Source organism: Rhizobium favelukesii, from assembly GCF_000577275.2.
GTDB classification, from domain to species: domain Bacteria; phylum Pseudomonadota; class Alphaproteobacteria; order Rhizobiales; family Rhizobiaceae; genus Rhizobium; species Rhizobium favelukesii.
In genome coordinates this window covers 1,139,531-1,160,886 of the sequence record NZ_HG916855.1, presented here as the reverse complement: position 1 = coordinate 1,160,886, position 21,356 = coordinate 1,139,531, and the positions used below count along the sequence as shown (strand labels likewise).

Below are 21,356 nucleotides of genomic sequence, written 5' to 3'. Positions count from 1 at the left end.
AATATCAACCAACTCATAGATCGATAGTTGACATTAGTCCATTACAATGGGGACGAAGATGACGAAAGACAGCAAGGTCGTTCCGATCGAAAAGCGACAAGACAAAATGATGCGCCGCGAAATCGTTGTGCGCGCATTGGGCGCCGAATTGAGTGCCCTGATAACCGCTTCTCGCGCCGTCACGACCGAAGCAGCAAATAGTCTCCAACCAGGAGTGTCCGGGTCGGCGTTCCAGATCCTGCAATGGCTACATTCGTTCGGCCCGACGAAAGCAAGTGGGATTGCCGACGCATTGTCCATGGATAGAAGCGTCGTCAGTCGACTTGCAAAGGAACTCCGGAAGCATGAGTTGATTGAGTCTGACCCTGAGAAGGAAGATGCAAGGAGCGTCGTATACAGAATTGCCGCGTCGGCTCGCGACAGGATCGCTGATGCGATTGCCCGCAAGGGCAGTCACTTTGAGATGCGTGTCAACCAGTGGCCGGAGGCAGACATCGTGCAACTCACGCGGTTGCTGCACAGGTTGAATGAGCGAATCCTATGATTTGAACTATGTCTGGCAGCAAACGCGCCGTGGGATCGGGGGAGGATGTCCGGCATGCCGGCTTTAAGGGGATCGCCTCCCGACCCATGTCTTGTCTTCCCAATATGGAACACGATATGCGGGAGCCCAGCCTCACGCCGCAAAGACGCTCATGCGAGCAGGTTCCTTACCTGCGGGATTACCTTGTTCGCGTAGAGCTCGATGCTGCTTAGCAAGTTTTCATGCATCATCGGACCGGCCGAATACTTCATTTGGAACCTGGATAATCCTAGGCCTTTCACGGTTTCAGCGATCTTGCGTGCAACTGTACCTGGAGAGCCCGCATAAAGTGAGCCGTGCTCGATTTCGCGCTCGAAATCCACCTCTGTTACTGGCGGCCACCCGCGTTCCTGGCCTAGACGATCTCGGATTTTCTTGAAATGCGGAAATAGTTCCCGGCGGGCCTTCTCATCAGTTTCTGCGACATAGCCAGGAGAATGCACGCCAACCTCGCGCGCCACTCGCCCGCTTTCGGCAACCAGCTTCTGGTAAAGATCGACATAGGGACGAAATCGCTGAGGATCGCCGCCAATGATGGCCAACATCAGGTGCATGTCGTAGCGCACCGCCCGCGTCACTGATTCAGGGGTTCCGCCAACGCCAATCCACGTCTTCAGAGAGCCTTTTTCGATGGGAGGGAAAATTTCCTGGCCTTTTAGCGGTGGACGCCAGTTGCCTTGCCAATCAACGATCCGGTTGCTGGTGATAGCTGAATACAAATCGAGCTTTTGCTCGAACAACTCTTCGTATTGACCCAGGTCGAATCCGAAGAGAGGAAAGGATTCGATAAAAGAGCCGCGGCCTAAAATGACCTCCGCCCTTCCCTGCGAGATCGCATCGAGTGTAGAAAAGCGCTCGAAGATGCGTATTGGATCGTCGGAACTGAGCACGGTCACGGCCGAACCCAGGCGGATGCGACGGGTCCGCGCGGCAATCGCCGCGAGCGCCACTTCGGGCGCAGAAATAGCAAAATCAGTACGGTGGTGCTCGCCAATGCCGAAAAAGTCTATGCCAAGTCTATCGGCAAGTTCGGCTTCTGCGATGACGTTGCGAATGACCTGTGCCTGAGGAAGAAATTTTCCGTCAGGTGCCAAAGTGACATCTCCGAATGTATCAAGTCCAAACTCAACGTCTTTGCTCATTTGCCCTGCTCATTTGTGGCCGTGCGGGTTTGCGCGCTATTTCGAATGGCGTGATGGGCACCCGTAAAAATCCCTGAAGGTCAGCCATTTGCTCGTCTCATGTTCCGGTACTGCGTATCGAAAAGGATGCGGATCTTATTGTCGATTTGAGCGCGACTTGGATAAATCCTGCGCCGCGTTGTGAGCCCTACTGGCCTAGTCGCGGTTCCCGCTGCGGAACTCCATCCGGAGTCTTCCGCACTGTTTGCATGGGCGACGCTCCAACGATGGAATGTGCAAAGTCGCATTCAAATCGACAAGACGCGGTGCGGCTTCTAAAGCAGACTTATCTGTACAAAGGGCCCCACGAGGAACGAATAAATGTTGATTAAAACAACGCCGACACGCGGCTCGGAATTGATCACCCCGAAAGATCAGACACTTGTTCCAACCGCCTTCGGGTCCCAGGTGTCATTCCCAACCAAATCGATCGTCCCTATCAATCTGCGCAACCAACCAGCCCTAATATCGAATGCGGCTGTGGGCTTTGGCGTTCACTCAACCACCATGGCACCGGCGAAAAAGAACTTTTCAGGATCGATATTCAGCCAAATCACCGATCTCAAGGGCTTGGACGGCGCGCTCGAACGCGTGTGCTGGGCTGTGTGATGATGAGCGATCACCGGAAAGACGATACGCCGACCCTCGTTGCGCGTACGCTCAATAATCCTGTCACGCTGCTGATTGCGCGTATCTGTGTCGTTGCTCCTTTTCTAGGCGCCGGACTTGTCAAGCTTCTCGACTGGCAAACTGGCGAGGCCGAGATGCTGCATGTGGGGCTGCATCCCGCATGGCTTTTCAACCTCGCAGCCCTCACCACCGAGCTCGGCGGTTCGATCCTGATCATCCTCAACTGGAAAACCTGGCTCGGCGCCGGTGCCCTTGGTGTGTTTACGGTGTTGACGACCTTTCTTGCCCATCGGTTCTGGATGTTCCCCGAGCCGGCGCGCTCCATGCAGTTCAATAGCTTCCTGGAACACGCGACCATCAGTGCCGCGTTCATCTTCGTCGTTGTCGCCGGATTGCAGCGCCGGAAGGGCGACTGATCGTGAAACGTCGACGTCGCCCCTTCGATGCGCCGCTGGCGCCATATCGATCGGAATGTGCCTTCTTGTCATCGGCACATTCTGGCTTCGGGAATCGGCTCCGTACAGCAAAAGGCGGCTAAGGGTGGACAACGGCGCGTATTGATACTTCCGGTTCACCGCGTGTGGGGTATTGGGCATCCAATAGGATATCGAAAAGATAGTCGCCAACGGGTACCAGGTGCCTGCCGATTGGAATACAGCAGTCCGGCAAGATCGCCTTGCTGAACGTTCTGGCCCTCTAAAGGCCGGAAGAGATCGTTCTCGATGGCAATGGACGACGCCCGTATGATCGCGAAACTTCATCAGCGGCGTCTAGGTCGTCTGCAAAGCATAATCGAAGCGCAGTGGCAGTCAGCGCACCTCGGTAACGCTGCAACACGCTTCAAACCTCTCTTGCCGCAACGGCTGGTCCAATCAGCGACAAACATGGCGTCAGGATTGGGTCGAAAGTGCCGGTATCCGGTTCGCCGCCGTTGCAGCATAGAGCCAGCTACGACAATGCGCTCGCCGAAACGATCAACGGTCTCTACAAAGCCGAGGTCATCCACCGGCGTGGACCATGGCGGAGCTTCGAAGCGGTGACGTTCCCCACCCTGAAATGGGTCGACTGGTTCAATCATCGAAGGCTTCTTGTGAGCCCATCGGAAACATGCCGCCGGCAGAAGCTGAAGAGCAACACTGCGCCATCCTGGACGAACCAGCCATGGCGGCATAACTCAAACCAAACCGCCTTATCTATTCGGCGCGGTCATGCTGCGAGAAACTCCAACCCATGCCTCGGCGTTGAAGCCTGATTGGCAAAAGTATAGGCGGCCCGCAACCGGACCGCCCATGCGCTAATATCCTTGACGGACCTTGCTTCGTCAGGAGTTGCAATCAGACCACTATGCAAAATGGCGTCTGCTGCGATGCGGTAATGTGCTCCTGCATGAAAACCCTCAGACCTTCTCCGAGGAGATTGCCGATGCGTCGGAGGGTTTCCTACCGGCGGGTAGATGGCCGAACATGTGCGGCTTGACCTGTTGGAGCCAAGACACCGCAGTCGGCTCCCTACGCCAAAAGGTCTTGATAACGGGCAACACCTGCTCGCCGACCAGAATGCCGAGCAGACCGACCAGAGCGATGACAGGAGGTGCCGGAGAGGGGACGTCCAACAATCCATAGATGACCCCGACGAGAAGTCCGACGGCCAGCGATACGATATAAAGTTTCACCTTATTGCTCCTTGGATTGTGGACGCCGCTCCCAAGCTAGAAAACCACCTTTGGGTGGTTAACCGCTGCTCAGCCAGCTACCACAGGTTCGAGAACTGGCCCATGAGCCACGCGTTCGGGCGCCTTGTGAACCATGGTATACGCGTAGTCGACGCCCATCCCGTAAGCACCTGAATGCTCTTTCACGATGTTCATCACCGCATCGTAGGTTTCCCTGTGGGCCCAATCTCGCTGCCATTCCAACATGACTTGCTGCCAGGTCACAGGGACGACGCCTGCCTGTATCATTCGCAGCATCGAATAGTTGTGCGCGGCAACCGACGTTCCCCCGGAGGCATCTTCGACCATATAGATCTCGTAGCCGCCCTCCCGCATGGCGGCGAGTGAGAAGGAATTGTTACAGACCTCCGTCCAGAGCCCGGAAACAATGACTTTCTTCCGACCCGTTTTAGCCAAGGCGTCCCGCACCTTCTGGTCGTCCCACGAGTTCATCGAGGTCCGTTCCAGGATCGGCGCCTCCGGATAGACGGCAAGAAGCTCCGGAAACGGCGGGCCGGAAAAGCTTTTGGATTCAACCGTCGTTATGATCGTAGGAACGTTGAAAACCTTCGCGGCTTTTGCCAAAGCGACGACGTTATTTTTGAGCACCTGTCGATCGATCGATTGAACTCCAAACGCCATCTGAGGTTGCTGATCAATAATGATCAACTGGCTGTTTTGTGGGCTAAGCTGTTCTAGCTTTACATTGTCCAAGATTGCCTCCATTTGGCTGTTGGAACGGTTAAGACAAAGCGTTTCCGCTTGGTATGATCCATACGGCGACGTGGTACGTGCGTTCACGTACTTCGATCCGCTCGTATAGGCGGTCATCGCCACGATTCTTGCTTTGCCAAAGCAAAGCCTGAACCGGCGAATGGCATAAAGATCCCTTGCTCCCGCGCAGCAAAGCGTCGAACAAGTGCTGGTCAGAGGCTTGAAGCTGGCGTTGGAACAGCTGGAACCGTCACGAAGTGTGGTCCTCACGGCAAACGTCAGAACCTGGTCGACCGTGAGAATATGACCGTCAATGAGCTTCGCTTCTTGTCGGCATTAGCGGCGATTTGGATTTTTCAATTTTTTCCCGCAGGTCCGCTTCGTTCACTCAGGCTCGCGGTCAGCGAGACCTGTTTGCTAAGACGTGCTGATTGGACGGTCTGGCGCTGAGAATGGGATTTGCTGGCGGAGGCGGTGGGGCGATTGCCGGTTTCGATAAGCTTGAACTTATCACGCGCCTATCAAAGCCGGGCCTTACAATGGATTCCCTGTTACGAGACAGGGTGCGCGGCGATCGAGCTACCTCAAGCTCGTCATGCACGATCGGCCTTCCCGGGCGTTTAGTTGAAGGCGCGTCTTTTGTGACGTGGTGACCAACCATGCGCGAGGTGGGGACGGACCAGAGTTCCGCATGCGACCTATGCATATCGAAGGCAGCCACCTTTTCGCCGACTGCCCGTTCGCGGACATTTGCACCGATCGAGATAATGGTCCCGACAGCGGCATCCAGAACCTGCATATTTATGGCGCACTCAACCCGTCACGGAAACCCGATCCGCAACTCTGCAGCGGCCATGCCGTGGCCAGCACCGTCGAACCACAAAACCTGCCACCGACACTGCAGCCATCAGCGAAGGAGCGACCGTAAAGTTCCATCATCAAATGCGTTCTTTTTGGGTTTTTTGCCGAGTTGCCTGAATTGCGAAGACTTCAGGTTATGTGCCTCGCTCTTGCTGCCGCGCTTCCGCCAGCGATGCGGCGATTGCAGCGATCGAGCGAAACAGCACGAGCGGGTCGTCCTTCGAGGGCGTGAAACCTCGGCGCTGCCAGAACTGAGCCGCTTCGTGATCGACGGCGTTGACCATTAATGCCCGTCCGCCAATGAGAACTGCGGCCTGAACGCAGCGCTCAAGGGCATGTTTCACCAGACCTGTGCCGATGCCGCGCCCGGCCCATTCCGTATCCGTGGCAAGCTGGCCGAGAAGAAGACAGGGAACCGGATCGGGCGGTTGCTCTGTGCGGATCGAGCGCGGCAGGATCGAAGGAATGACGGCCGTCGGCGCCAGGCCGTAATACCCGACGACTCGCCCGGCCTCGCGGACAACGAGAATCGCCGTGAAACCCTTTTCCTGATTGGAAAGAGCGCGCGTCTTCAGCCAATGATCGAGCGTAGGCTTGCCGCAGGAGAACTCGGAAACATCATGTCCAGCGGTAAGAGGTTCGGGAACCGATAAAGCCACGGCTCACCGCTTCGCGACGTAGCCTGGTTCCCACGCCGCGGGCCGCTTGGCCAGTTTCACCATCTCGGGAACCGGAGCAGCCGGGCGGGACAGGACGTCCATGAAATCGGCGAAGCCTTCGGGGCTCATGCGGATCAGTCGCTGTTCCATGACGATTTCTTCGGCCGCGCGCACGGCTGCATCGCGCACGAAATCGGTGCGCGACCGGCCGCGCAGCGTGGCGGCTCGATCGATCATCGCGACGTCCGCTTCGGGCAGACGCATCGAGATCGGGTATTCCTTGCGTTCGACGGTGGTGGCCATGACTATCTCCTTGAGGGCAACATAATGACTTGTAGCGCCAAATGCAATACGCTATTGTCGGCCTTGTTCGAGGCCGCCCTGCCTTGATGGAAAAGGCGAAGGGACAGCCACCGAGGAGTTCACATGCGCCAGGAGCCGATTTCGCGGAGATTTCCGTTCTGGTCGCTTCCCGTCTGGCCAAACCAAGTCGAGATCGGTCCAGTCGTTGCAAAGGTGGTAGGCGAACACGAGGCGCTCGAACTCGCTGCCGCTCAAATCTTCGAAATGAATCGGCCGGACCGTCCGCGCTGTCGTCACCTACAACCTCCCGGCTCCCAGGGCTATGGAGCGGGGTGATGGGTAACCTATTGGATCACCGAGGATTTTGGGTCCGATATTGGTTGCGGGGGCAGGATTTAATCTTAACTTGCGGTCTCCGAGCACCCCGAACCCGTTACTTGAGCTTCTGATTGCCGAGAACCGCATCGGCCTTTTTCGCAGCGCTGCGTAAACATGGCATCCTAATTCTGCACTCCCCATCACTCTGGAAGCGGAATGTGCTCATCCCGGTCGTCGACCGGAAGATCGAAGCGCCCCTCGCCCCAGTTCTGTGCCCGCCATTCAGCCTTGGCTTCCTCGATACGCTCCCTAGATGAGGCGACGAAGTTCCACCAGATGTAGCGTGGGCCGGAAAGTGTCGCCCCGCCTAAGATCATCAGCCGCGCGCCTTTTTCCCCGGCTGCGACCGTGATCCTGTCGCCAGGACGAAACACCATCATCTGGGGTGCTTCGAACTCCCGGCCGGCGATCGAGATCGAGCCTTCGACAATGTAGATGCCCCGGTCCTCGTGATCGTCCGGCATCGGCAGGCGAGCGCCTGCTTCAAGCCTAACATCGGCATAGAATGTCTCGGAAAACATGGTCGCGGGAGCGAACTTGCCATAGGCGTTCCCGAGAATGAGCCTCACCGACACACCATGGTCCTCGATCATCGGCAGCGTCTCCTTGCCGTGGTGTTCGAACATCGGCGTCATGTCTTCGTGGCTTTCCGGCAGAGCCAGCCAGGTCTGGATCCCGAACAAGCCGTTCGGCCCCGTCCGCGCCGCTGCGGATGTCCGCTCGGAATGAGAAACACCTCGCCCTGCGACCATCCAGTTCAACTCACCGGGACGGATGATCTGGTCAGCCCCGGTGCTGTCACGGTGGTGAAAGTCACCGCGATACAGATAGGTGACCGTGCCAAGACCGATATGGGGGTGCGGCCGAACATCGATGCCCTGGCCGGTCAACAGCTCGGCCGGGCCAGCTTGGTCGAAGAAAATGAACGGTCCGACCATCTGCCGATTCGGCGCCGGCAGGGCGCGCCGAACCTCGAAGCCGCCAAGGTCACGGGCCCGAGGAACGATTAGGGTCTCGATCGCGTCGATGCCGACCTCGTCAGGACAGCCTGGTTCGATTGCAGGGTTCCAACTCATGCGCATTCACCTCCTCCGTTTGGCGCTCTCGTGCCTGCGTAGAGCGCAGCGGTCGTTGTATGGCCCAAGTGACTAACGGGAGAGCGCCCTCACGACTAGTTGAGCGGCGCGATGAGCTGTGTCGCAAAAAGCGGAACGCGCAGTCGATTGTCAACACGCAGACCCTACAAATACGGATTTCTTTCGAATGCTTCGATCAGGAACTCCGAGAGGATGCGCACTTTTCGCGCCGGGTGCGGGCTGGGTGGCCGCACGACGTAGACCCCACCGACCGGTAGCGGATACCGGGTCATGACTGGAACGAGCGCGCCGGACGCTAGATATTCATGGGTAACACAATCGGGAAGCCACGCTATACCAAGCCCTGCTGCGGCCGCACTGGCGAGCGCCGCGCCGTTGTCGGAACTGAAGCGACCCTGCGGCTGCACGATGACAATCTTCTCACCATCCACGAACCGCCACGTTTCGGCGCCCACGAGGGCTTGGTGAGCGACGATTTCGTCCGGCGTTTCAGGCGAACCATGCGTTCTGATATAGTCCGGGCTCGCTACCAGCTTGCCGTAAATCTGACCGACGCGTCTTGCAATCAGGTTCGAGTCGCGTAGGGCGCCGACCCGGATCGCGCAATCGTAGCCGTCCGCGATCAGATCTACGAAGCGATCGCTATAGTCGGCATGGATCTGAAGCTGCGGGTGGTGTCGTGCCATCTCTGCAAGTACGGGCGCAAAATGTAGCGGGCCTGATGTGAGAGGGACGGCCACCCTCAAGCGCCCGCGAAGGTCACCGTCGGGCAATATCGTTTCCCGTGCGATGTCGATATCTGCACAGACCCTTGCTGCATAGTCCCGAAACGTAACGCCTGCTTCCGTCAGGCCGGCGCCACGGGTCGTTCGTGCAACAAGCTGGATGCCGAGCGCTTCCTCAAGCCGTATGAGGCGCCGACTGACCATTGACTTGGAGATTCCCAGTCGACGTGCCGCGGGAGAAACGCCCCCGGCATCGGCAACTTCGACAAATGTCCGCAGATCCTCGATGTCCATTTGGCGTTCCCCGCTTTGCGATACAGCTTGGCCTCCATGCCTATCGCACGGCCCTCACGATTGGCGCGACTTCAGTGCCGAGAAGTTCGATCGATGTCTTCATCGCTGCCGTGTCGAGAGAGGCTGTGCTCATCTGGAAGGTGATGCGCGAAACGCCGCCAAGCGTCTCACTGGCCTGCAGCATCTTGGCTGCGACCGTCTTCGGGTCACCGACAAGGAATGCGCCCTGCGGACCTGCCATAGCTTCGAACTGCTGGCGCGTCGGCGGTGACCAGCCGCGTTCGCGGCCGATTTTCGCGGTCAGATGCGCCCAGCCGGGAAAGAAGGCATCCCTCGCTGCGGCGCTGGTCTCGCCCACGAATCCCATCGCGTGGACGCCGACCTTAAGCGTCTCGGGGCTGTGTCCCGCGCGCTTGCCCGCTTCGCGATAGAGATCGACAAGCGGACGGAAGCGCTCGAAGCTCCCGCCGATGATGGCGATCATCAGCGGAAGGCCAAGCGAACCGGCACGAGCGAAGGATTGCGGCGTGCCGCCGACGCCGATCCATAATGGTAGCTGTGGTTGATGGGGACGCGGAAAAACACCTTGCCCTTTGAGGGCCGGACGGAAGCGACCTTCCCATGTGATATTCGTCGTTTCGCCAAGCGCGAGAAACAGGTCAAGCTTTTCAGCAAACAGGTCGTCATAGTCGCGTGTGTCCAGACCGAACAGCGGGTAGGCCTCGACGAAGGAACCCCGGCCGACAACGACTTCCGCACGGCCTTTGGAAATCAGATCGAGAGTTGCGAACTCCTGAAAAACCCGCACCGGGTCGGCTGCGCTCAGAACGGTCACCGCGCTCGTCAATCTGATCCGGCTGGTCCGGGCCGCTGCCGCGGCCAGAATGACAGTCGGGGCGGAATCGAGAAACTCGCCGCGATGATGCTCGCCTATGCCGAAGACATCGAGCCCGATGCGGTCCGCGACGACGACCTCCTCGATGAGTTCGGCCATACGCTCGGTCGCCGAAGGAAGCTTGCCTGTGGTCGGATCCGGGAGGATGGCTGCAAAACTGTCGATACCGATTTCCATGTAGGGTTCTCACAAATGTTTTAGTTGATGCCGACGACTGATGCCCGAAGCTCGCGGTAGCGAGAGTAGTTGGAGCTGAAGTCATGGCCACCGACACGATCGGGCTTGATTATTTGGTCGTACCTACGTGCCCATGGAAGGTGCCGTTTCAGCGCGGATTACCCCTTCTCTCGGATCGAACATCGAGATGCCGCCGAAGGCTGTCGTTGCCGGAACCTCGCCCTGCAGCACATCCCAGTGCTTGGCGAGCCTGCCGCCTTCGACCCTGAAGAGATCGATCACGACCTGAGGCTTCTCCGCCCAGCCGCGGATGCGGCCGTGAATGGCGACGAAATCACCTTCTGCGACGATCAGACCAGGCTCGTAGTAGACATCCTTGGGCAGATTGGCGACGAGCGCCTGCAGTGCAGGCCGACCTTGTGGAATGTTGGGATTGTGCTGGACATAATCCGAAACGTACAGCCGCTCCACCACCGACGCGTCACGGCGCTGAAACAGCGACGTCATCGCCTCGAGCACAAGCGCCTTGTTTCGAAAGGGGCGCTGATCCGAGATCTGGTCAGCAGCCCGCGTCATGGCGATCGTTCCGCTCATGCGCAGGAACTGGCCGTCAGCCAAGGTGGCATGCGAGTGGATAACGCCGCGATCGTAGTCCTGAACGTTCGTGACCGCGCCCCATCCTTTTCCTGCCAGCTGACAGCAAAGATGCCGTTGCCAAGGGGTACGACTTGAATGTCGACGGTCTCGGTCCGAGCGAACGGCCCTTCCTTGATCTCGACCTCAGCTGCGTGACTGAGAGTAGCGTCTGGCTGACTTTAAAGTTCGGATAGGTGACATCCATCTCCTGTCCGATGGGAAAGCGCTCCACCGACATCTTCATGGTCCTTTCTATGAGGCGATAGATAGCCAGGCTGAGCCGGCTGCAGTCGCGGGTAATGGCTGGAGGAAATGGTCGTTGATCATGCCGGCTGCCCTGCATTCGGACATGGGCAGCCGTCTTGTGGGAGCGGGGATGACGCAGTTCGATAAGCAGTCAGCGTGTTGGCGCTGGATCGATCAAGACTTTCGTTCCCCCCGCCCAGATCATCCCGCGCTGCTCGGCACAGGCGTGTTGAGCAACTGCTGCTCCCACAAATAAGCGATGCCGCTACCACCGGCATGCTGCACGACCACGTCCGTCATCTTTACGGCAGTGTCCATCCGCGCCCAATCGCGCTGCCATTCAGACGCAACCGCCAGCCACGTCATCATGTTGGCGCCGGCCGCGATCATGCGGTGGATGGCGACCTCATGCGCTTCGACCGATGTGCCGCCCGATGCGTCTGTTACGACCGTTACATCCCAGCCTTCGCCAAGGGCCTGGATCGTCGGCATGGCGACGCAAACTTCAGTCCAGAGGCCGGCAATGATCAGCTGTTTGCGGCCGGTCGCCTTAACCGCATCCACTGTCGTCTTATCTTCCCACGTGTTAATGAACGTCCGGTCGATTATCTCCTGGCCTGGGAACACATCTGCGATTTGGGGGAACAGGTTACCACCCCGCTCGGCGATCACGGTCGTCAGGATCGTGGGGACGCCGAACGCCTTGGCTGCCTTAGCCAAACCCACAGTGTTGTTGATCACCATCATCGGCTCGTGGCTGTTCAGGTTCGCAAGCTGGTAAGGCTGGTGGTCGATCAGAACGAGTACGGAGTCTTCGGGGCGGAGAAGTGAGTCAAGGCCGTTACGAAAGGTCATGTTTTCATCCTATGTTGGCGGTATTGAAGCGCGTTTGCTCAAAAGACATGCGCCCTCCGAGGCGCTGCCTGGGACAAAACTTGTCATTCCCGTTTGTGATGCGGTAGTCCTTGACTGTGCTAAGCTGTGTCGCAGAATGAGGAACGCTGAGTGGATATCGAAGATCTCCGGACATTCGTCGAAGTTGCTGATGCGGGAGGCGTCACTTCGGCCGCGCTGCGGCTTGGCATCTCCAAGTCGATGGTCAGCCGACGGCTTGTGCGGCTTGAAGCGGAGCTTGGTGTCCAGCTTCTAGCCCGATCCACACGCGGGGCTTCTCTGACAGAGGCAGGCGCAACCTTCCGGGACTACGCAGCAAGGGTTTCCGCCGAGATAGATGTGGCGAGGGAGACCATCCTGCCCACTGGTGAGCTTCGCGGTCGCTTGCGTGTAGCAGCGCCGCTTTCCTTTGGGCCGACGCATTTCGCGCAAGTACTTGCACAAATGGCGCGTCGCCATCCTCATCTCCAGATCCAGACCTGTTACAGCGATCGCTTCGTGGACCTCATCGCAGAAGGATATGATTGTGCGATCAGGGTCGGCACTCTTCAGGACTCTAACCTGATCGCAAGACGCGTCGGTCCCCTCTACGGGAATTTCGTCGCAAGCCCGGACTACATCAAAGCCCATGGCTCTCCGGAGACACCGGACGAGCTTGTTGCCCATCAGGCTCTCATGCAGGGAACGGAAACCTGGCAAGTGATGGATGGAGACAAGGTGATAACCGTTCGCCCACAGGGACGCTTCAAGGCCGACAACGGGGCCGCTCTCGCTGCCGCCGCAGCAGCCGGATTGGGCATCGCCGCGCTGCCTGACGACCTTATCAAAGATTATCTGGACTCAGGCGAGTTGGTTCCGGTCATGAAACGCCATCCACCGCCGCCGGCGGGAATATATGTCGTCAGACCGCCCGGGCAGCATCCTACAAGAAAAGTCCGAGTGCTGACCGAAATGCTGATCGAGTGCTTTGACCATGGCCCGGCATTGCCGAAGACAGCTTACCCGTAGTATCGCAGCACTCTTCCCAACGACGTCCGCGATGCCTCGCCGAGCGATCAGCAACTGCATCTTGAGATCACCAGATCATTCGGAAATCAGGGCACCATCACAACGCGCCCCAACGGCTTGGCTGTCTCCGCATATTCATGTGCCTTTGATGCTTCATGCAACGGAAACACGCGATCGATCACGACCTCCATGCGCCCTTCGGCCACGGCCTCGAGAAGTTGGCTGACGGTCCTGTATACGGCCGGCCTCTCGAAAAGCGGCCCCATGAACACGCCGTGAAGCGTTTGATTGTTCTGCATCGGGAGCCAAAGATCGACATCAAGGCCGCCACCGCCTGCGTTTCCGACGAACACAAGGCGCCCCTCGGGAACGAGTGCGGACAGCGAGGCCTGCAAGGTCGAGCCAACCGGATCGATGACGAGATCCGCCCCCTTGCCACCAGTCAGCCGAAGTACCTCCTCAACGACGTCTTTTTCCAGGCGATCGATGACATGTGATGCGCCGAGCTCAGTCAGGCGCGCCTGTCGTTCGCCGCCACCGGCCGCGGCGATAACGGTCGCCCCCGCGTCACGCGCCAGTTGGATGGCCGCCAGACCGACACCGCCGGCGGCAGCCTGGATCAGGACTGTTTCTTTTTCGCCCAGGCCGCCTTTGGTGATCAGGCAGTGATAGGCCGTTCCGAAGGAAATCGGCAGCGAAGCGGCCTGCGCCATTTCCAGGCCAACTGGAACCAACCATGTGCGCGAGGCGGGGACGGACCAGAGTTCCGCATGCGACCCATGCATATCGAAGGCGGCCACCTTTTCGCCGACTGCCCGGTCGCGGACATTTGCACCGATCGAGATAATGGTCCCGGCAGCGGCATAGCCAACGATCGAGGGAGATTGCTGCGGGGTCGATCGGCGGTTGATCAGGTCCCCGCCCTCAATCGAAATGGCCTCGACGGAAATCAGGACATCATCTGGCCCACAGACGGGATCGGGCACATCGGCATATTTCAAGACCGTTGGAGGGCCAGGGTTGTTATAGACTGCGGCTTTCATGTGTTTTTCCTTTGCGAAGAGTGAAGCGTGCCCCGCTTGATACGGAAATCACTCGGTCCCGCTTCGATCAGGATATCGGCGCCGCTCTCCTCTATGAACGCGGATCCCGACAGCCCGTCCCACGCGTGCCCAGTTGTTCTTCTTCAAGACCATCCGTGTTTGTCAGGCCTGACCGCGATCCACAGACCGCGACCAACCGGACATCCGCTTCGTAAACTTGGCGATAGCGCATCCGCCGGGACAGAAGCAGGCTCGGCTCTTTTGCCTTTCGGCACCTCAAGCACCTGCACGCCGATGCGACGGAGTACCTGCCGCTGTCTATTTCGACACGGCAACTCCGCTTAGCGGCTCAGGAACGGGCCGGACGTGCAGGCGGTCCTGGCCGGACATGGCGTTACCCTGCACCTGCTCGGACAGTCGCTCGTTGTCCCGTTGACGGACGTCTTCGGCGGCTTCCTCCACGTCAAGCTCGGCATAGCCCAATGCTCGCAGGCCCTCCGCTCCCATCATGTAGGCGGATTCGACCGTCTCGCGGATCTGATAGTCCACGCCGGCGCGGATCAGGTCCACCGCATGGCCGCGGTCATAGCTGCGCACGAGAATCTTTGCCTGCGGGAATTCGTGCTGCGCCAGTTCCACCATCTGCATTGCGGCCTTCGGGTCGTCGATGCAGATCATCAGTGCCTCGGCGGAACCAGCACCGGAATGGCGCAGAGTATCGAGCCGTTTGCCGTCGCCGAAAAAGACCTTGAACCCGAACCGTCCAGCTTCACGGATCCGGTCGGGGCTCATATCAATCACGGAGAGCCTGACTCCCTTGGAAAGCAGCAGTTGCGAAGCGATCTGCCCGAAGCGGCCGAAACCGATGATGAGCACCCTTCCATTGAGATCCCGGGCCGCCTCAACGCCCTCCATAGATGCCTCGCTTCGTAGAAGCCAGTCTGCCGCAATCATGAGAAGAGGCGCCAGAGCCATGGAGAAGATCACGACGGTGGTGAACAGTACGTTCTCGCGCGCATCAATCACGCCACCTGCGGATGCGGCGGCGTAGAGCACAAAGGCGAATTCGCCGCCTTGCAAGAACATAGAGGTGCGGTGCAATGCCTGATGACTGGAACTGCCAAATGAACGTGCTACCGTATAGACCACGGCACCCTTTGCAATGGTGAATGCGACCAGCATGGACAACAGGAGCCACCATTCCGCGGCAACGACGGAAAGGTCGAGCGACATGCCGACGGCCATGAAGAACAGGCCCATCAGCAGGCCACGAAACGGTTCGATGTCGCTTTCGATCTGGTGCCTATAACTGGAACTCGACAGCATCACTCCGGCAAGGAATGCGCCCATTGCCATGGAAAGGCCAGCGCCGGCCATCAGCAATGCTGCTCCAAGCACCACCAGCAGCGCGCCCGCCGTCATCACTTCGCGCGTTCGCGCACGCGCCAGCAGGGCGAAGAACGGGTTCAGGCCCCATCTTGATACCCCCAAAAGAACCAGCAACGCGCCAAGCGCCAGCAAAACGTCCATCCATTCAGACTGTCCCTGGGACAGAGGCGACAGAAAGGCGACCACCGCCAGAAGCGGCACGATCATCAGGTCCTCGAAGAGGAGGATGGAGACCGATTTCTGGCCCTCGGCACTCGAAATCTCGCCGCGGTCCTGCAGGACCGACATGATGACCGCCGTCGAGGAAAGGACGAAACCTGCCCCGGCGATGAAAGCCACCGGGCCGGAAAGGCCAAAGACCAGCATGCCCGTCAGCGTCAGGGCTGCGGTTGCCGCCGCGACCTGCACGAGGCCCAGTCCGAATATCTGGCCACGCATGGCCCACAGCTTGTATGGGCGCAACTCCAGTCCGATGACAAACAGGAACATCACCACCCCGAGTTCCGAGAAATGCAGAATGGACAGGGCATCGGTGAACAATCCGATCACCGACGGACCGACGAGCACGCCGGCAGCGAAATAGCCCAGAACCGAACCGAGGCCGAGCCGCCGAAACAAGGGCACCGCGACAACGGCCGCCCCCATCAGGACGATCGCAGGCCCGATTGTCTGCCCCAAGCTCGCTTCAGCCATGCATTCGCCCTTCCGATCTCACATACTTGAGAAACCGGGCGCCGGCCAAAGGTAGACCACGCCCCGCCATTCAGTTTCTCCACCGCGTTTGGTATCGTTGCTGTTTTAGGCTGAATAGTCTCCACATTCGCAAAACCATGTCGCAAAAAGTGGAACGCAAAATCCCTGGCTTCAGCGTTACAACTCTGCAAATAGTCGCGAGTACAGCGATAAGAGTTGAGATGACCTACTTTACCACCAAGGACGGCACCCGGCTTTTCTACAGGGATTGGAACACCAGCCAGCCTTCGCCCGACCTTCATCGAGCGACCACCAACTGCATTGCGCTTTCATGAAAGCGCGCCGCCGTCCACAGTGAGGATCGTCCCGGTGATCTGCCGGGCGGCAGGCGTCGCGAGAAAGGCGACCGCGGCTGCGACATCTTCTGGCTGATTGAAACGACCGAGGGGGGTCAGGCTACGCTGGTAATCCGCAGATTCGCCCGTCTCAGGATTCGAGTCGGTATTTGTCGATCCCGGTTGAACGAGATTGACCGTTATGTCCCGAGCACCCAATTCGCGCGCAAGACCGCGATTGAATGCTTGAAGCGCACCTTTGGTCATATAGTAGACCGTGCCGGGTGCGCCGACGATACGATCCGCACCCGCTGAACCGATGGTTATGATGCGACCGCCTTCCTTGAGGTGGGGAATGGCCGCCTTCGACGTGAGCACCGGCCCGCGCACGTTGACCGCAAGCAGCGCGTCGAGATCCTCGACCGTGAAATCGGCAATATTGTTATATCGTGCGATCGCGGCATTGTTGACGAGGATGTCGAGACCGCCCAGTGCGCGGACGGCTTCGTCCACGGATCGCTGTATTGCGGCTGGATCGGCGCTGTCAGCCTGGATCGCGACGGCCTTGCGCCCCTTGCCTTCGATCGCCTGAACAAGTTGCGCCGCGCTGTCGGCTGATCGCTCATACGTTATCGCTACATTCGCCCCCTTCTCGGAAAGCGCGCGTGCAATCGCTGCGCCGATGCCGCGCGACCCACCCGTCACCAGAGCATTCTTCCCAGCCAGTTCCTGCATAATCCGAACCCTTTCAATGTCGTGTCGCCCTGATGCGCGGTTTCGAGGCCCATTCCTCTCGGTACCGAAGATCACGGCAGTTTTCCTTCGTTGAGCCTGAAGATAGGCAGACATGACGGAGGCCACATTCCCGATTCTCTCAGAGACTTGCCTGATCCTTCCAAATCACTCATGCTTGAGGTGATGGCAGATCCTGTAAAACCAACCACTCAGCTGCTGAACGACGTTACTCCCTTTGTTGCGCGACATCGGGGAACTGTTGGCCTCCCGACTTCCGTTCCACGCCTGACGCTATGGACAAGCACACGCGCCACGTCACCCACACCGGCCGTGTTCGAACCCATGTTCTACGCCGTTTTACGGGGCACCAAGGTTTTGACCATGGGCGCCAATCGCTTCGAACTGCTGGCGGGTGCCTGCGCCGCATCGTCCTTCGGCCTGCCCTATATCCACCAACTGACCGGCGCGACGCCCGAGCTCCCTTACGTCGGTATCAGCCTTCATCTTGATATCGGCATGCTCACGCGCGTCATGCTCGATATGCCCAAACAGGAGGATCGCTGGACGTGCGCGGTCGCGGCAGGCGATCTGAATGGCAAGGTCGGCGACGCGTTCGCTCGTCTCGTGGGGCTCTTGGCCACGCCCGATGACGTCGGCGTGCTCGCACCGCACTACGAGTTCGAGCTTTACTATCGTCTGCTACAGAGCTCTATGGGCGATACGCTCCGTCAGATCGGCCAGCGAAACGATCGGTTTCAACAGCTCAAGACTGCGGCTGACTGGCTCGCCGCCAACCACAGCGAACCCGTTGTTATCCCCGACCTGGCGGCCTCTTCCGGCATGAGCGTCACCTCTTTTCACAGGCACTTCAAGGCTGTCACAGGATTTAGCCCGCTGGCCTTCCAACGTCATATACGCCTGCTGGAAGCTCGAAAGCTTCTTGCCGCTGGGAGCTCAAATGTATCGCGCGTGGCATATGAGGTCGGCTACACAAGCCCGTCGCAATTCAGTCGAGAGTATAAAAGCATGTTTGGCACTGCGCCCGTGGCTGACCTGCAACGCTGAATCCTGCCGCGCCCGCCTAGGATAAGTGCAAAGCTCTGCAAGATAGACTGGTTGAAGAACATTATCAGGGTCCCGAGTTAGCCGGAGCCGTGAACTCTTGGTGCATCAGCTCGATCCGTGCCCAGACAAACGAACAACGATGTCGGCGATCCGACTGCATGATCTGCCGGTTCGGAGGCGCGAGGGGCCAAATTCCTTTCGGCGTTCCTCGTTCAGCGACACAGCTTCGCGCGACGGTGCACTACCGCGTCTCCGTTCGAAATGACATCAAGGCTCAGGCAGCATTTGGGAGCATATCTGCCGGCAAACCTACAAACTCGAAAGCCAGCCAAGGACACACTCAACCTTTTAGCCGCACATCCACTTGCTGCGCCATCGCCGAGACCGTCATGGAATGCTGGACAGAGCTCCTTCGTGAGCAACAGCCACATATTGATTAAACCACGGAACGTCTCCATGCCTCCAATCTCAACCCCAGGCCTGCCGCTCAGCGTCGCGATGCTCTGATCTCGGCCGCGGCACTTGCAGCGTGCTTAACATTACTGCCGGGCACCGCGCGTGCCGCGGAACCTGTCACAATCAACACCCCAGAAGGAAGAACTCACCATGGGCTTTGTCACGACCGACGATAATGTTCAGATTTTCTACAAGGATTGGGGTCCCAAGGACGCCCAGCCCATTGTATTTCACCATGGCTGGCCGCTCAGTTCCGACGACTGGGATGCGCAGATGCTTTTCTTCCTGTCGAAGGGTTATCGCGTCGTCGCACATGATCGGCGCGGGCATGGACGATCGGAACAGGTTGCCGAAGGGCACGACATCGACCATTACGTAGCCGACGCCTTTGCCGTAGCCAAAGCCTTGGACCTGAAGAACGCAGTTCACATCGGCCATTCGACCGGTGGCGGCGAAGTGGCGCGGTACGTCGCGCGACATGGCGAGCCTGCGGGCCGGGTGGCCAAAGCCGTTCTCGTCGCCGCAATTCCACCGCTGATGCTGAAGACCGACGACAACCCCGAAGGCACACCGACGGAGGTCTTCGACGGTTTTCGGTCGGTACTGGCCAGCAACCGTGCACAGTTCTTCCGCGACGTTCCGTCAGGCCCGTTCTACGGCTTCAACCGCGAGGGCGCGACGGTCTATGAAGGCGTAATCCAGAACTGGTGGCGGCAGGGCATGATGGGCAGCGCCAAGGCGCACTATGATGGCATCAAGGCCTTTTCGGAAACCGACCAGACAGAGGACTTGAAGGCAATCACTGTGCCGACGCTGGTGCTGCACGGCGAGGACGACCAGGTCGTTCCGATCGCCGCCTCGGCTTTGAAGGCGGTCAAGCTTCTGCGGAACGGCTCGCTGAAGACCTATCCCGGTTATTCTCACGGCATGCTGACCGTCAATGCCGATGTGCTGAATGCGGATCTCTTGAAGTTCATTACCAACTGAGAGCCTGTGGGACGGAGCGCCCGGCTCTGTCCCACAGTTCAGTCGAGCCATCGCCTTTCCCCGTCCCGCAGTTGGGGTCCGGAGGAGCATGCCGCATTCAGTTCCCCAAGCCAATCTCAAAGGAGTCGGTCCATGACCATTCACAAGTTCACCATTGCCGACGCAGCATTCCAGCGCTCGCCAGGGCAGGACGGTGACATCTTCACCGGCAACCTCCTCGATCAGCGCCACGGCGGGCCGGTCACCATCGGATTCGGGCGCTATGGGCCAGACCAGATACTGGAGGAGACTATGACCGTGCACGACACAATGGTGATCCTTGAAGGAAAGATCACCGTCTTCGACGCTCACAAATCGGTGACGGCTGGTCGCGGAGAAATCATCGCCATGCAGAAAGGCGACAGGGTGACTATCCGCTCCCACGAGGCAGGGGCCGTGACCGCTTATGTGACCTATCCTCATTGGCAGCAGCCGGAAGCTTGATCGGCAACGTGTTGCGTTTGGAAATCTATTTCGATTTTCTCTCCATCGAAGGCTGCCGCCACGCCGCGCACGGAGGATCATAAATCGCCGAGCATCAGTCCCGAAGCACAGGCTATGCTGCGCGCTGCTGTACGAGATGACGGCACACCGCTCAATGCGCTTTACCCGATACCGGCACCGGAGGATCAGGAGGCGTGGCGCCGGCTGCAGATCGCAGCCGACGCACATTACGCCGACGCTCTCAGGGGCACCACGGATGAGACGAAGGTCGCAATAGAAACCCTACGCCTGGCACGGCAACCGTTCACGTCGCGACGCCGGACAGTCTTCGGTTCAGAGATTGCGTCTTTATCGATCTGCATGGCGGCGCGCTGGTTTTCGGCGGTGGCAACGCCTGTCGCTGGAGCGCCCGGCTGCAGGCAGACCTGCTTGGCATGATCTGCTATGGTATCGACTATCGGATGCCTCCGAATCATCCCTATCCGGCAGCGCTTGACGACTGCATGGCGGTCTACCTACACGTGGTCGATCGGTATGGGGCCGACCGCGTCGTGCTTGGCGGGCGTTCGGCCGGCGGCAATCTTGCCATGTCCACTATCCTGCGGGCACGCAACGAAAACCTGCCGTTTCCGGCAGGTGCCGTATTGCTGTCCCCGGAGTTGGACCTGACGGAATCGGGCGACAGCTTTCAAACCAACCGGACCGTCGATGCCGTGCTGCCCAACTCCCTGATGTCGAACAATCTGCTTTATGCGGATGGGGCAGACCTGTCGCATCCATACCTATCCCCGCTTTTTGGAGAAATGTCGGCCGGGTTTCCTCCAATATTTCTGCAAAGCGGGACGCGCGACCTGTTCCTCACCAATGCGGTGCGACTTCATCGCAAGCTGCGGCGCGTAGGATCTCCGGTCGAGATGTGTTCGAGGCGATGCCGCATGGAGGATTCTCTGGGCCTCCGGAAGATATGGAGCTCGCGGCGGAAGTCATCCGTTTTGTCATGGAGTGTCTGCCGGCATCCGTTCGCTGACGATCGACACCTTGCGTCGGGGGCTGGAATTGGTGGCCTGTTGCGGAACGGACCAACCAGCAACATGATTGCGGGATCGCCTCTCAAGTGCGGCCTTGCTCCCGTTGTTGCCAGATGATAGCAGTGACAACATGAACAGAAGTTTCGCCAA

The 21,356-nt window shown here is 58.9% G+C and carries 21 protein-coding genes and 3 pseudogenes; 10 read left to right on the top strand and 14 right to left on the bottom strand.

Annotation, left to right across the window (positions count from 1 at the left end; genetic code table 11):
- Positions 1–58 precede the first annotated feature (58 nt).
- Positions 59–544 carry a MarR family winged helix-turn-helix transcriptional regulator gene (locus LPU83_RS69045; protein WP_157997402.1) on the top strand — a complete coding sequence of 162 codons (486 nt, stop codon included), beginning with the start codon at positions 59–61 and terminating at the stop codon, positions 542–544.
- Between the two features lie 149 nt (positions 545–693).
- On the opposite strand, the gene LPU83_RS69040 is transcribed toward LPU83_RS69045, so the two are convergent.
- Positions 694–1,725, bottom strand: coding sequence for an LLM class flavin-dependent oxidoreductase (locus tag LPU83_RS69040; RefSeq protein WP_024315143.1), 1,032 nt, complete (start codon positions 1,723–1,725; stop codon positions 694–696).
- Positions 1,726–2,085: 360 nt separating this feature from the next.
- On the opposite strand from LPU83_RS69040, the gene LPU83_RS69035 reads away from it, so the two are divergent.
- The 3 genes and pseudogenes from LPU83_RS69035 to LPU83_RS69025 form a co-directional block, all read left to right on the top strand.
- Positions 2,086–2,373, top strand: coding sequence for a hypothetical protein (locus LPU83_RS69035; RefSeq protein WP_024315142.1), 288 nt, complete (start codon positions 2,086–2,088; stop codon positions 2,371–2,373).
- The gene (locus LPU83_RS69030; RefSeq protein WP_024315141.1) at positions 2,373–2,810 is read left to right on the top strand and encodes a DoxX family protein; all 438 of its coding nucleotides are present in this window, start codon (positions 2,373–2,375) and stop codon (positions 2,808–2,810) included. The genes LPU83_RS69035 and LPU83_RS69030 overlap by 1 nt, the downstream gene beginning before the upstream one ends.
- A gap of 530 nt (positions 2,811–3,340) precedes the next feature.
- Positions 3,341–3,567 (top strand): annotated as a pseudogene (locus LPU83_RS69025) (integrase core domain-containing protein); the annotation flags it as partial.
- Positions 3,568–3,790: 223 nt separating this feature from the next.
- On the opposite strand, the gene LPU83_RS69020 reads toward LPU83_RS69025, so the two are convergent.
- A complete protein-coding gene (locus LPU83_RS69020) occupies positions 3,791–4,066 on the bottom strand; it encodes a XapX domain-containing protein (protein ID WP_024315140.1) in 276 nt (91 codons plus the stop codon).
- A 69-nt stretch (positions 4,067–4,135) separates the two neighbouring features.
- Positions 4,136–4,819 (bottom strand): hydrolase, encoded by a 684-nt coding sequence (locus tag LPU83_RS69015; RefSeq protein WP_024315139.1) that lies wholly within the window; start codon positions 4,817–4,819, stop codon positions 4,136–4,138.
- Positions 4,820–5,519: 700 nt separating this feature from the next.
- Here LPU83_RS69015 and LPU83_RS76025 point away from each other — a divergent pair.
- Positions 5,520–5,747, top strand: coding sequence for a hypothetical protein (locus tag LPU83_RS76025; RefSeq protein ID WP_024315138.1), 228 nt, complete (start codon positions 5,520–5,522; stop codon positions 5,745–5,747).
- A 67-nt stretch (positions 5,748–5,814) separates the two neighbouring features.
- Here the strand turns inward: LPU83_RS76025 and LPU83_RS69005 are convergent, their stop codons facing one another.
- From LPU83_RS69005 to LPU83_RS68975, 8 genes and pseudogenes are all read right to left on the bottom strand, one after another.
- A complete protein-coding gene (locus LPU83_RS69005; protein ID WP_024315137.1) occupies positions 5,815–6,339 on the bottom strand; it encodes a GNAT family N-acetyltransferase in 525 nt (174 codons plus the stop codon).
- A gap of 3 nt (positions 6,340–6,342) precedes the next feature.
- Positions 6,343–6,642, bottom strand: coding sequence for a type II toxin-antitoxin system TacA family antitoxin (locus tag LPU83_RS69000; protein ID WP_024315136.1), 300 nt, complete (start codon positions 6,640–6,642; stop codon positions 6,343–6,345).
- A 518-nt stretch (positions 6,643–7,160) separates the two neighbouring features.
- Positions 7,161–8,096 carry a pirin family protein gene (locus LPU83_RS68995; protein ID WP_024315134.1) on the bottom strand — a complete coding sequence of 312 codons (936 nt, stop codon included), beginning with the start codon at positions 8,094–8,096 and terminating at the stop codon, positions 7,161–7,163.
- 164 nt (positions 8,097–8,260) lie between these two features.
- The gene (locus tag LPU83_RS68990) at positions 8,261–9,136 is read right to left on the bottom strand and encodes a LysR family transcriptional regulator (RefSeq protein ID WP_029710045.1); all 876 of its coding nucleotides are present in this window, start codon (positions 9,134–9,136) and stop codon (positions 8,261–8,263) included.
- Positions 9,137–9,176: 40 nt separating this feature from the next.
- Complete coding sequence (locus tag LPU83_RS68985) at positions 9,177–10,208, bottom strand: LLM class flavin-dependent oxidoreductase (protein WP_024315133.1); 1,032 nt, start codon at positions 10,206–10,208, stop codon at positions 9,177–9,179.
- A 123-nt stretch (positions 10,209–10,331) separates the two neighbouring features.
- Complete coding sequence (locus LPU83_RS68980) at positions 10,332–10,826, bottom strand: nuclear transport factor 2 family protein (protein WP_231052094.1); 495 nt, start codon at positions 10,824–10,826, stop codon at positions 10,332–10,334.
- Positions 10,827–10,847: 21 nt separating this feature from the next.
- A pseudogene (locus tag LPU83_RS76020) lies at positions 10,848–10,942 on the bottom strand (MoaF-related domain-containing protein); the annotation flags it as partial.
- A gap of 349 nt (positions 10,943–11,291) precedes the next feature.
- Positions 11,292–11,945, bottom strand: a complete 654-nt coding sequence (locus LPU83_RS68975) for a hydrolase (RefSeq protein ID WP_024315131.1) — start codon at positions 11,943–11,945, stop codon at positions 11,292–11,294.
- Between the two features lie 150 nt (positions 11,946–12,095).
- Here LPU83_RS68975 and LPU83_RS68970 point away from each other — a divergent pair, with 150 nt between their 5' ends.
- Entirely contained in the window at positions 12,096–12,992 is an 897-nt protein-coding gene (locus tag LPU83_RS68970; RefSeq protein ID WP_024315130.1) for a LysR family transcriptional regulator, read from the top strand.
- An 86-nt stretch (positions 12,993–13,078) separates the two neighbouring features.
- Here the strand turns inward: LPU83_RS68970 and LPU83_RS68965 are convergent, their stop codons facing one another.
- From LPU83_RS68965 to LPU83_RS68955, 3 genes are all read right to left on the bottom strand, one after another.
- Positions 13,079–14,035, bottom strand: a complete 957-nt coding sequence (locus tag LPU83_RS68965; RefSeq protein WP_040680954.1) for a quinone oxidoreductase family protein — start codon at positions 14,033–14,035, stop codon at positions 13,079–13,081.
- Between the two features lie 318 nt (positions 14,036–14,353).
- A complete protein-coding gene (locus tag LPU83_RS68960; RefSeq protein ID WP_024315128.1) occupies positions 14,354–16,117 on the bottom strand; it encodes a monovalent cation:proton antiporter-2 (CPA2) family protein in 1,764 nt (587 codons plus the stop codon).
- A 329-nt stretch (positions 16,118–16,446) separates the two neighbouring features.
- Entirely contained in the window at positions 16,447–17,187 is a 741-nt protein-coding gene (locus LPU83_RS68955) for an SDR family NAD(P)-dependent oxidoreductase (RefSeq protein ID WP_024315127.1), read from the bottom strand.
- A gap of 171 nt (positions 17,188–17,358) precedes the next feature.
- On the opposite strand from LPU83_RS68955, the gene LPU83_RS68950 reads away from it, so the two are divergent.
- From LPU83_RS68950 to LPU83_RS68935, 4 genes and pseudogenes are all read left to right on the top strand, one after another.
- Positions 17,359–18,252 (top strand): AraC family transcriptional regulator, encoded by an 894-nt coding sequence (locus LPU83_RS68950; protein ID WP_225040117.1) that lies wholly within the window; start codon positions 17,359–17,361, stop codon positions 18,250–18,252.
- A gap of 606 nt (positions 18,253–18,858) precedes the next feature.
- Positions 18,859–19,695, top strand: a complete 837-nt coding sequence (locus tag LPU83_RS68945) for an alpha/beta fold hydrolase (RefSeq protein WP_024315125.1) — start codon at positions 18,859–18,861, stop codon at positions 19,693–19,695.
- A gap of 132 nt (positions 19,696–19,827) precedes the next feature.
- Positions 19,828–20,178, top strand: coding sequence for an ethanolamine utilization protein (locus LPU83_RS68940; protein ID WP_024315124.1), 351 nt, complete (start codon positions 19,828–19,830; stop codon positions 20,176–20,178).
- 33 nt (positions 20,179–20,211) lie between these two features.
- Positions 20,212–21,205: pseudogene (locus LPU83_RS68935) on the top strand (alpha/beta hydrolase).
- The last annotated feature ends 151 nt before the right edge of the window (positions 21,206–21,356 follow it).

What these genes read in the sequence shown, in the direction of transcription:
- LPU83_RS69045 (WP_157997402.1), top strand. Translation starts at nt 59, where the DNA reads ATGACGAAAGACAGCAAGGTCGTTCCGATCGAAAAGCGACAAGACAAA.
- LPU83_RS69040 (WP_024315143.1), bottom strand. Translation starts at nt 1,725, where the DNA reads ATGAGCAAAGACGTTGAGTTTGGACTTGATACATTCGGAGATGTCACT.
- LPU83_RS69035 (WP_024315142.1), top strand. Translation starts at nt 2,086, where the DNA reads ATGTTGATTAAAACAACGCCGACACGCGGCTCGGAATTGATCACCCCG.
- LPU83_RS69030 (WP_024315141.1), top strand. Translation starts at nt 2,373, where the DNA reads ATGATGAGCGATCACCGGAAAGACGATACGCCGACCCTCGTTGCGCGT.
- LPU83_RS76025 (WP_024315138.1), top strand. Translation starts at nt 5,520, where the DNA reads ATGCATATCGAAGGCAGCCACCTTTTCGCCGACTGCCCGTTCGCGGAC.
- LPU83_RS69000 (WP_024315136.1), bottom strand. Translation starts at nt 6,642, where the DNA reads ATGGCCACCACCGTCGAACGCAAGGAATACCCGATCTCGATGCGTCTG.
- LPU83_RS68995 (WP_024315134.1), bottom strand. Translation starts at nt 8,096, where the DNA reads ATGAGTTGGAACCCTGCAATCGAACCAGGCTGTCCTGACGAGGTCGGC.
- LPU83_RS68990 (WP_029710045.1), bottom strand. Translation starts at nt 9,136, where the DNA reads ATGGACATCGAGGATCTGCGGACATTTGTCGAAGTTGCCGATGCCGGG.
- LPU83_RS68985 (WP_024315133.1), bottom strand. Translation starts at nt 10,208, where the DNA reads ATGGAAATCGGTATCGACAGTTTTGCAGCCATCCTCCCGGATCCGACC.
- LPU83_RS68975 (WP_024315131.1), bottom strand. Translation starts at nt 11,945, where the DNA reads ATGACCTTTCGTAACGGCCTTGACTCACTTCTCCGCCCCGAAGACTCC.
- LPU83_RS68965 (WP_040680954.1), bottom strand. Translation starts at nt 14,035, where the DNA reads ATGAAAGCCGCAGTCTATAACAACCCTGGCCCTCCAACGGTCTTGAAA.
- LPU83_RS68960 (WP_024315128.1), bottom strand. Translation starts at nt 16,117, where the DNA reads ATGGCTGAAGCGAGCTTGGGGCAGACAATCGGGCCTGCGATCGTCCTG.
- LPU83_RS68955 (WP_024315127.1), bottom strand. Translation starts at nt 17,187, where the DNA reads ATGCAGGAACTGGCTGGGAAGAATGCTCTGGTGACGGGTGGGTCGCGC.
- LPU83_RS68950 (WP_225040117.1), top strand. Translation starts at nt 17,359, where the DNA reads ATGCTTGAGGTGATGGCAGATCCTGTAAAACCAACCACTCAGCTGCTG.
- LPU83_RS68945 (WP_024315125.1), top strand. Translation starts at nt 18,859, where the DNA reads ATGGGCTTTGTCACGACCGACGATAATGTTCAGATTTTCTACAAGGAT.
- LPU83_RS68940 (WP_024315124.1), top strand. Translation starts at nt 19,828, where the DNA reads ATGACCATTCACAAGTTCACCATTGCCGACGCAGCATTCCAGCGCTCG.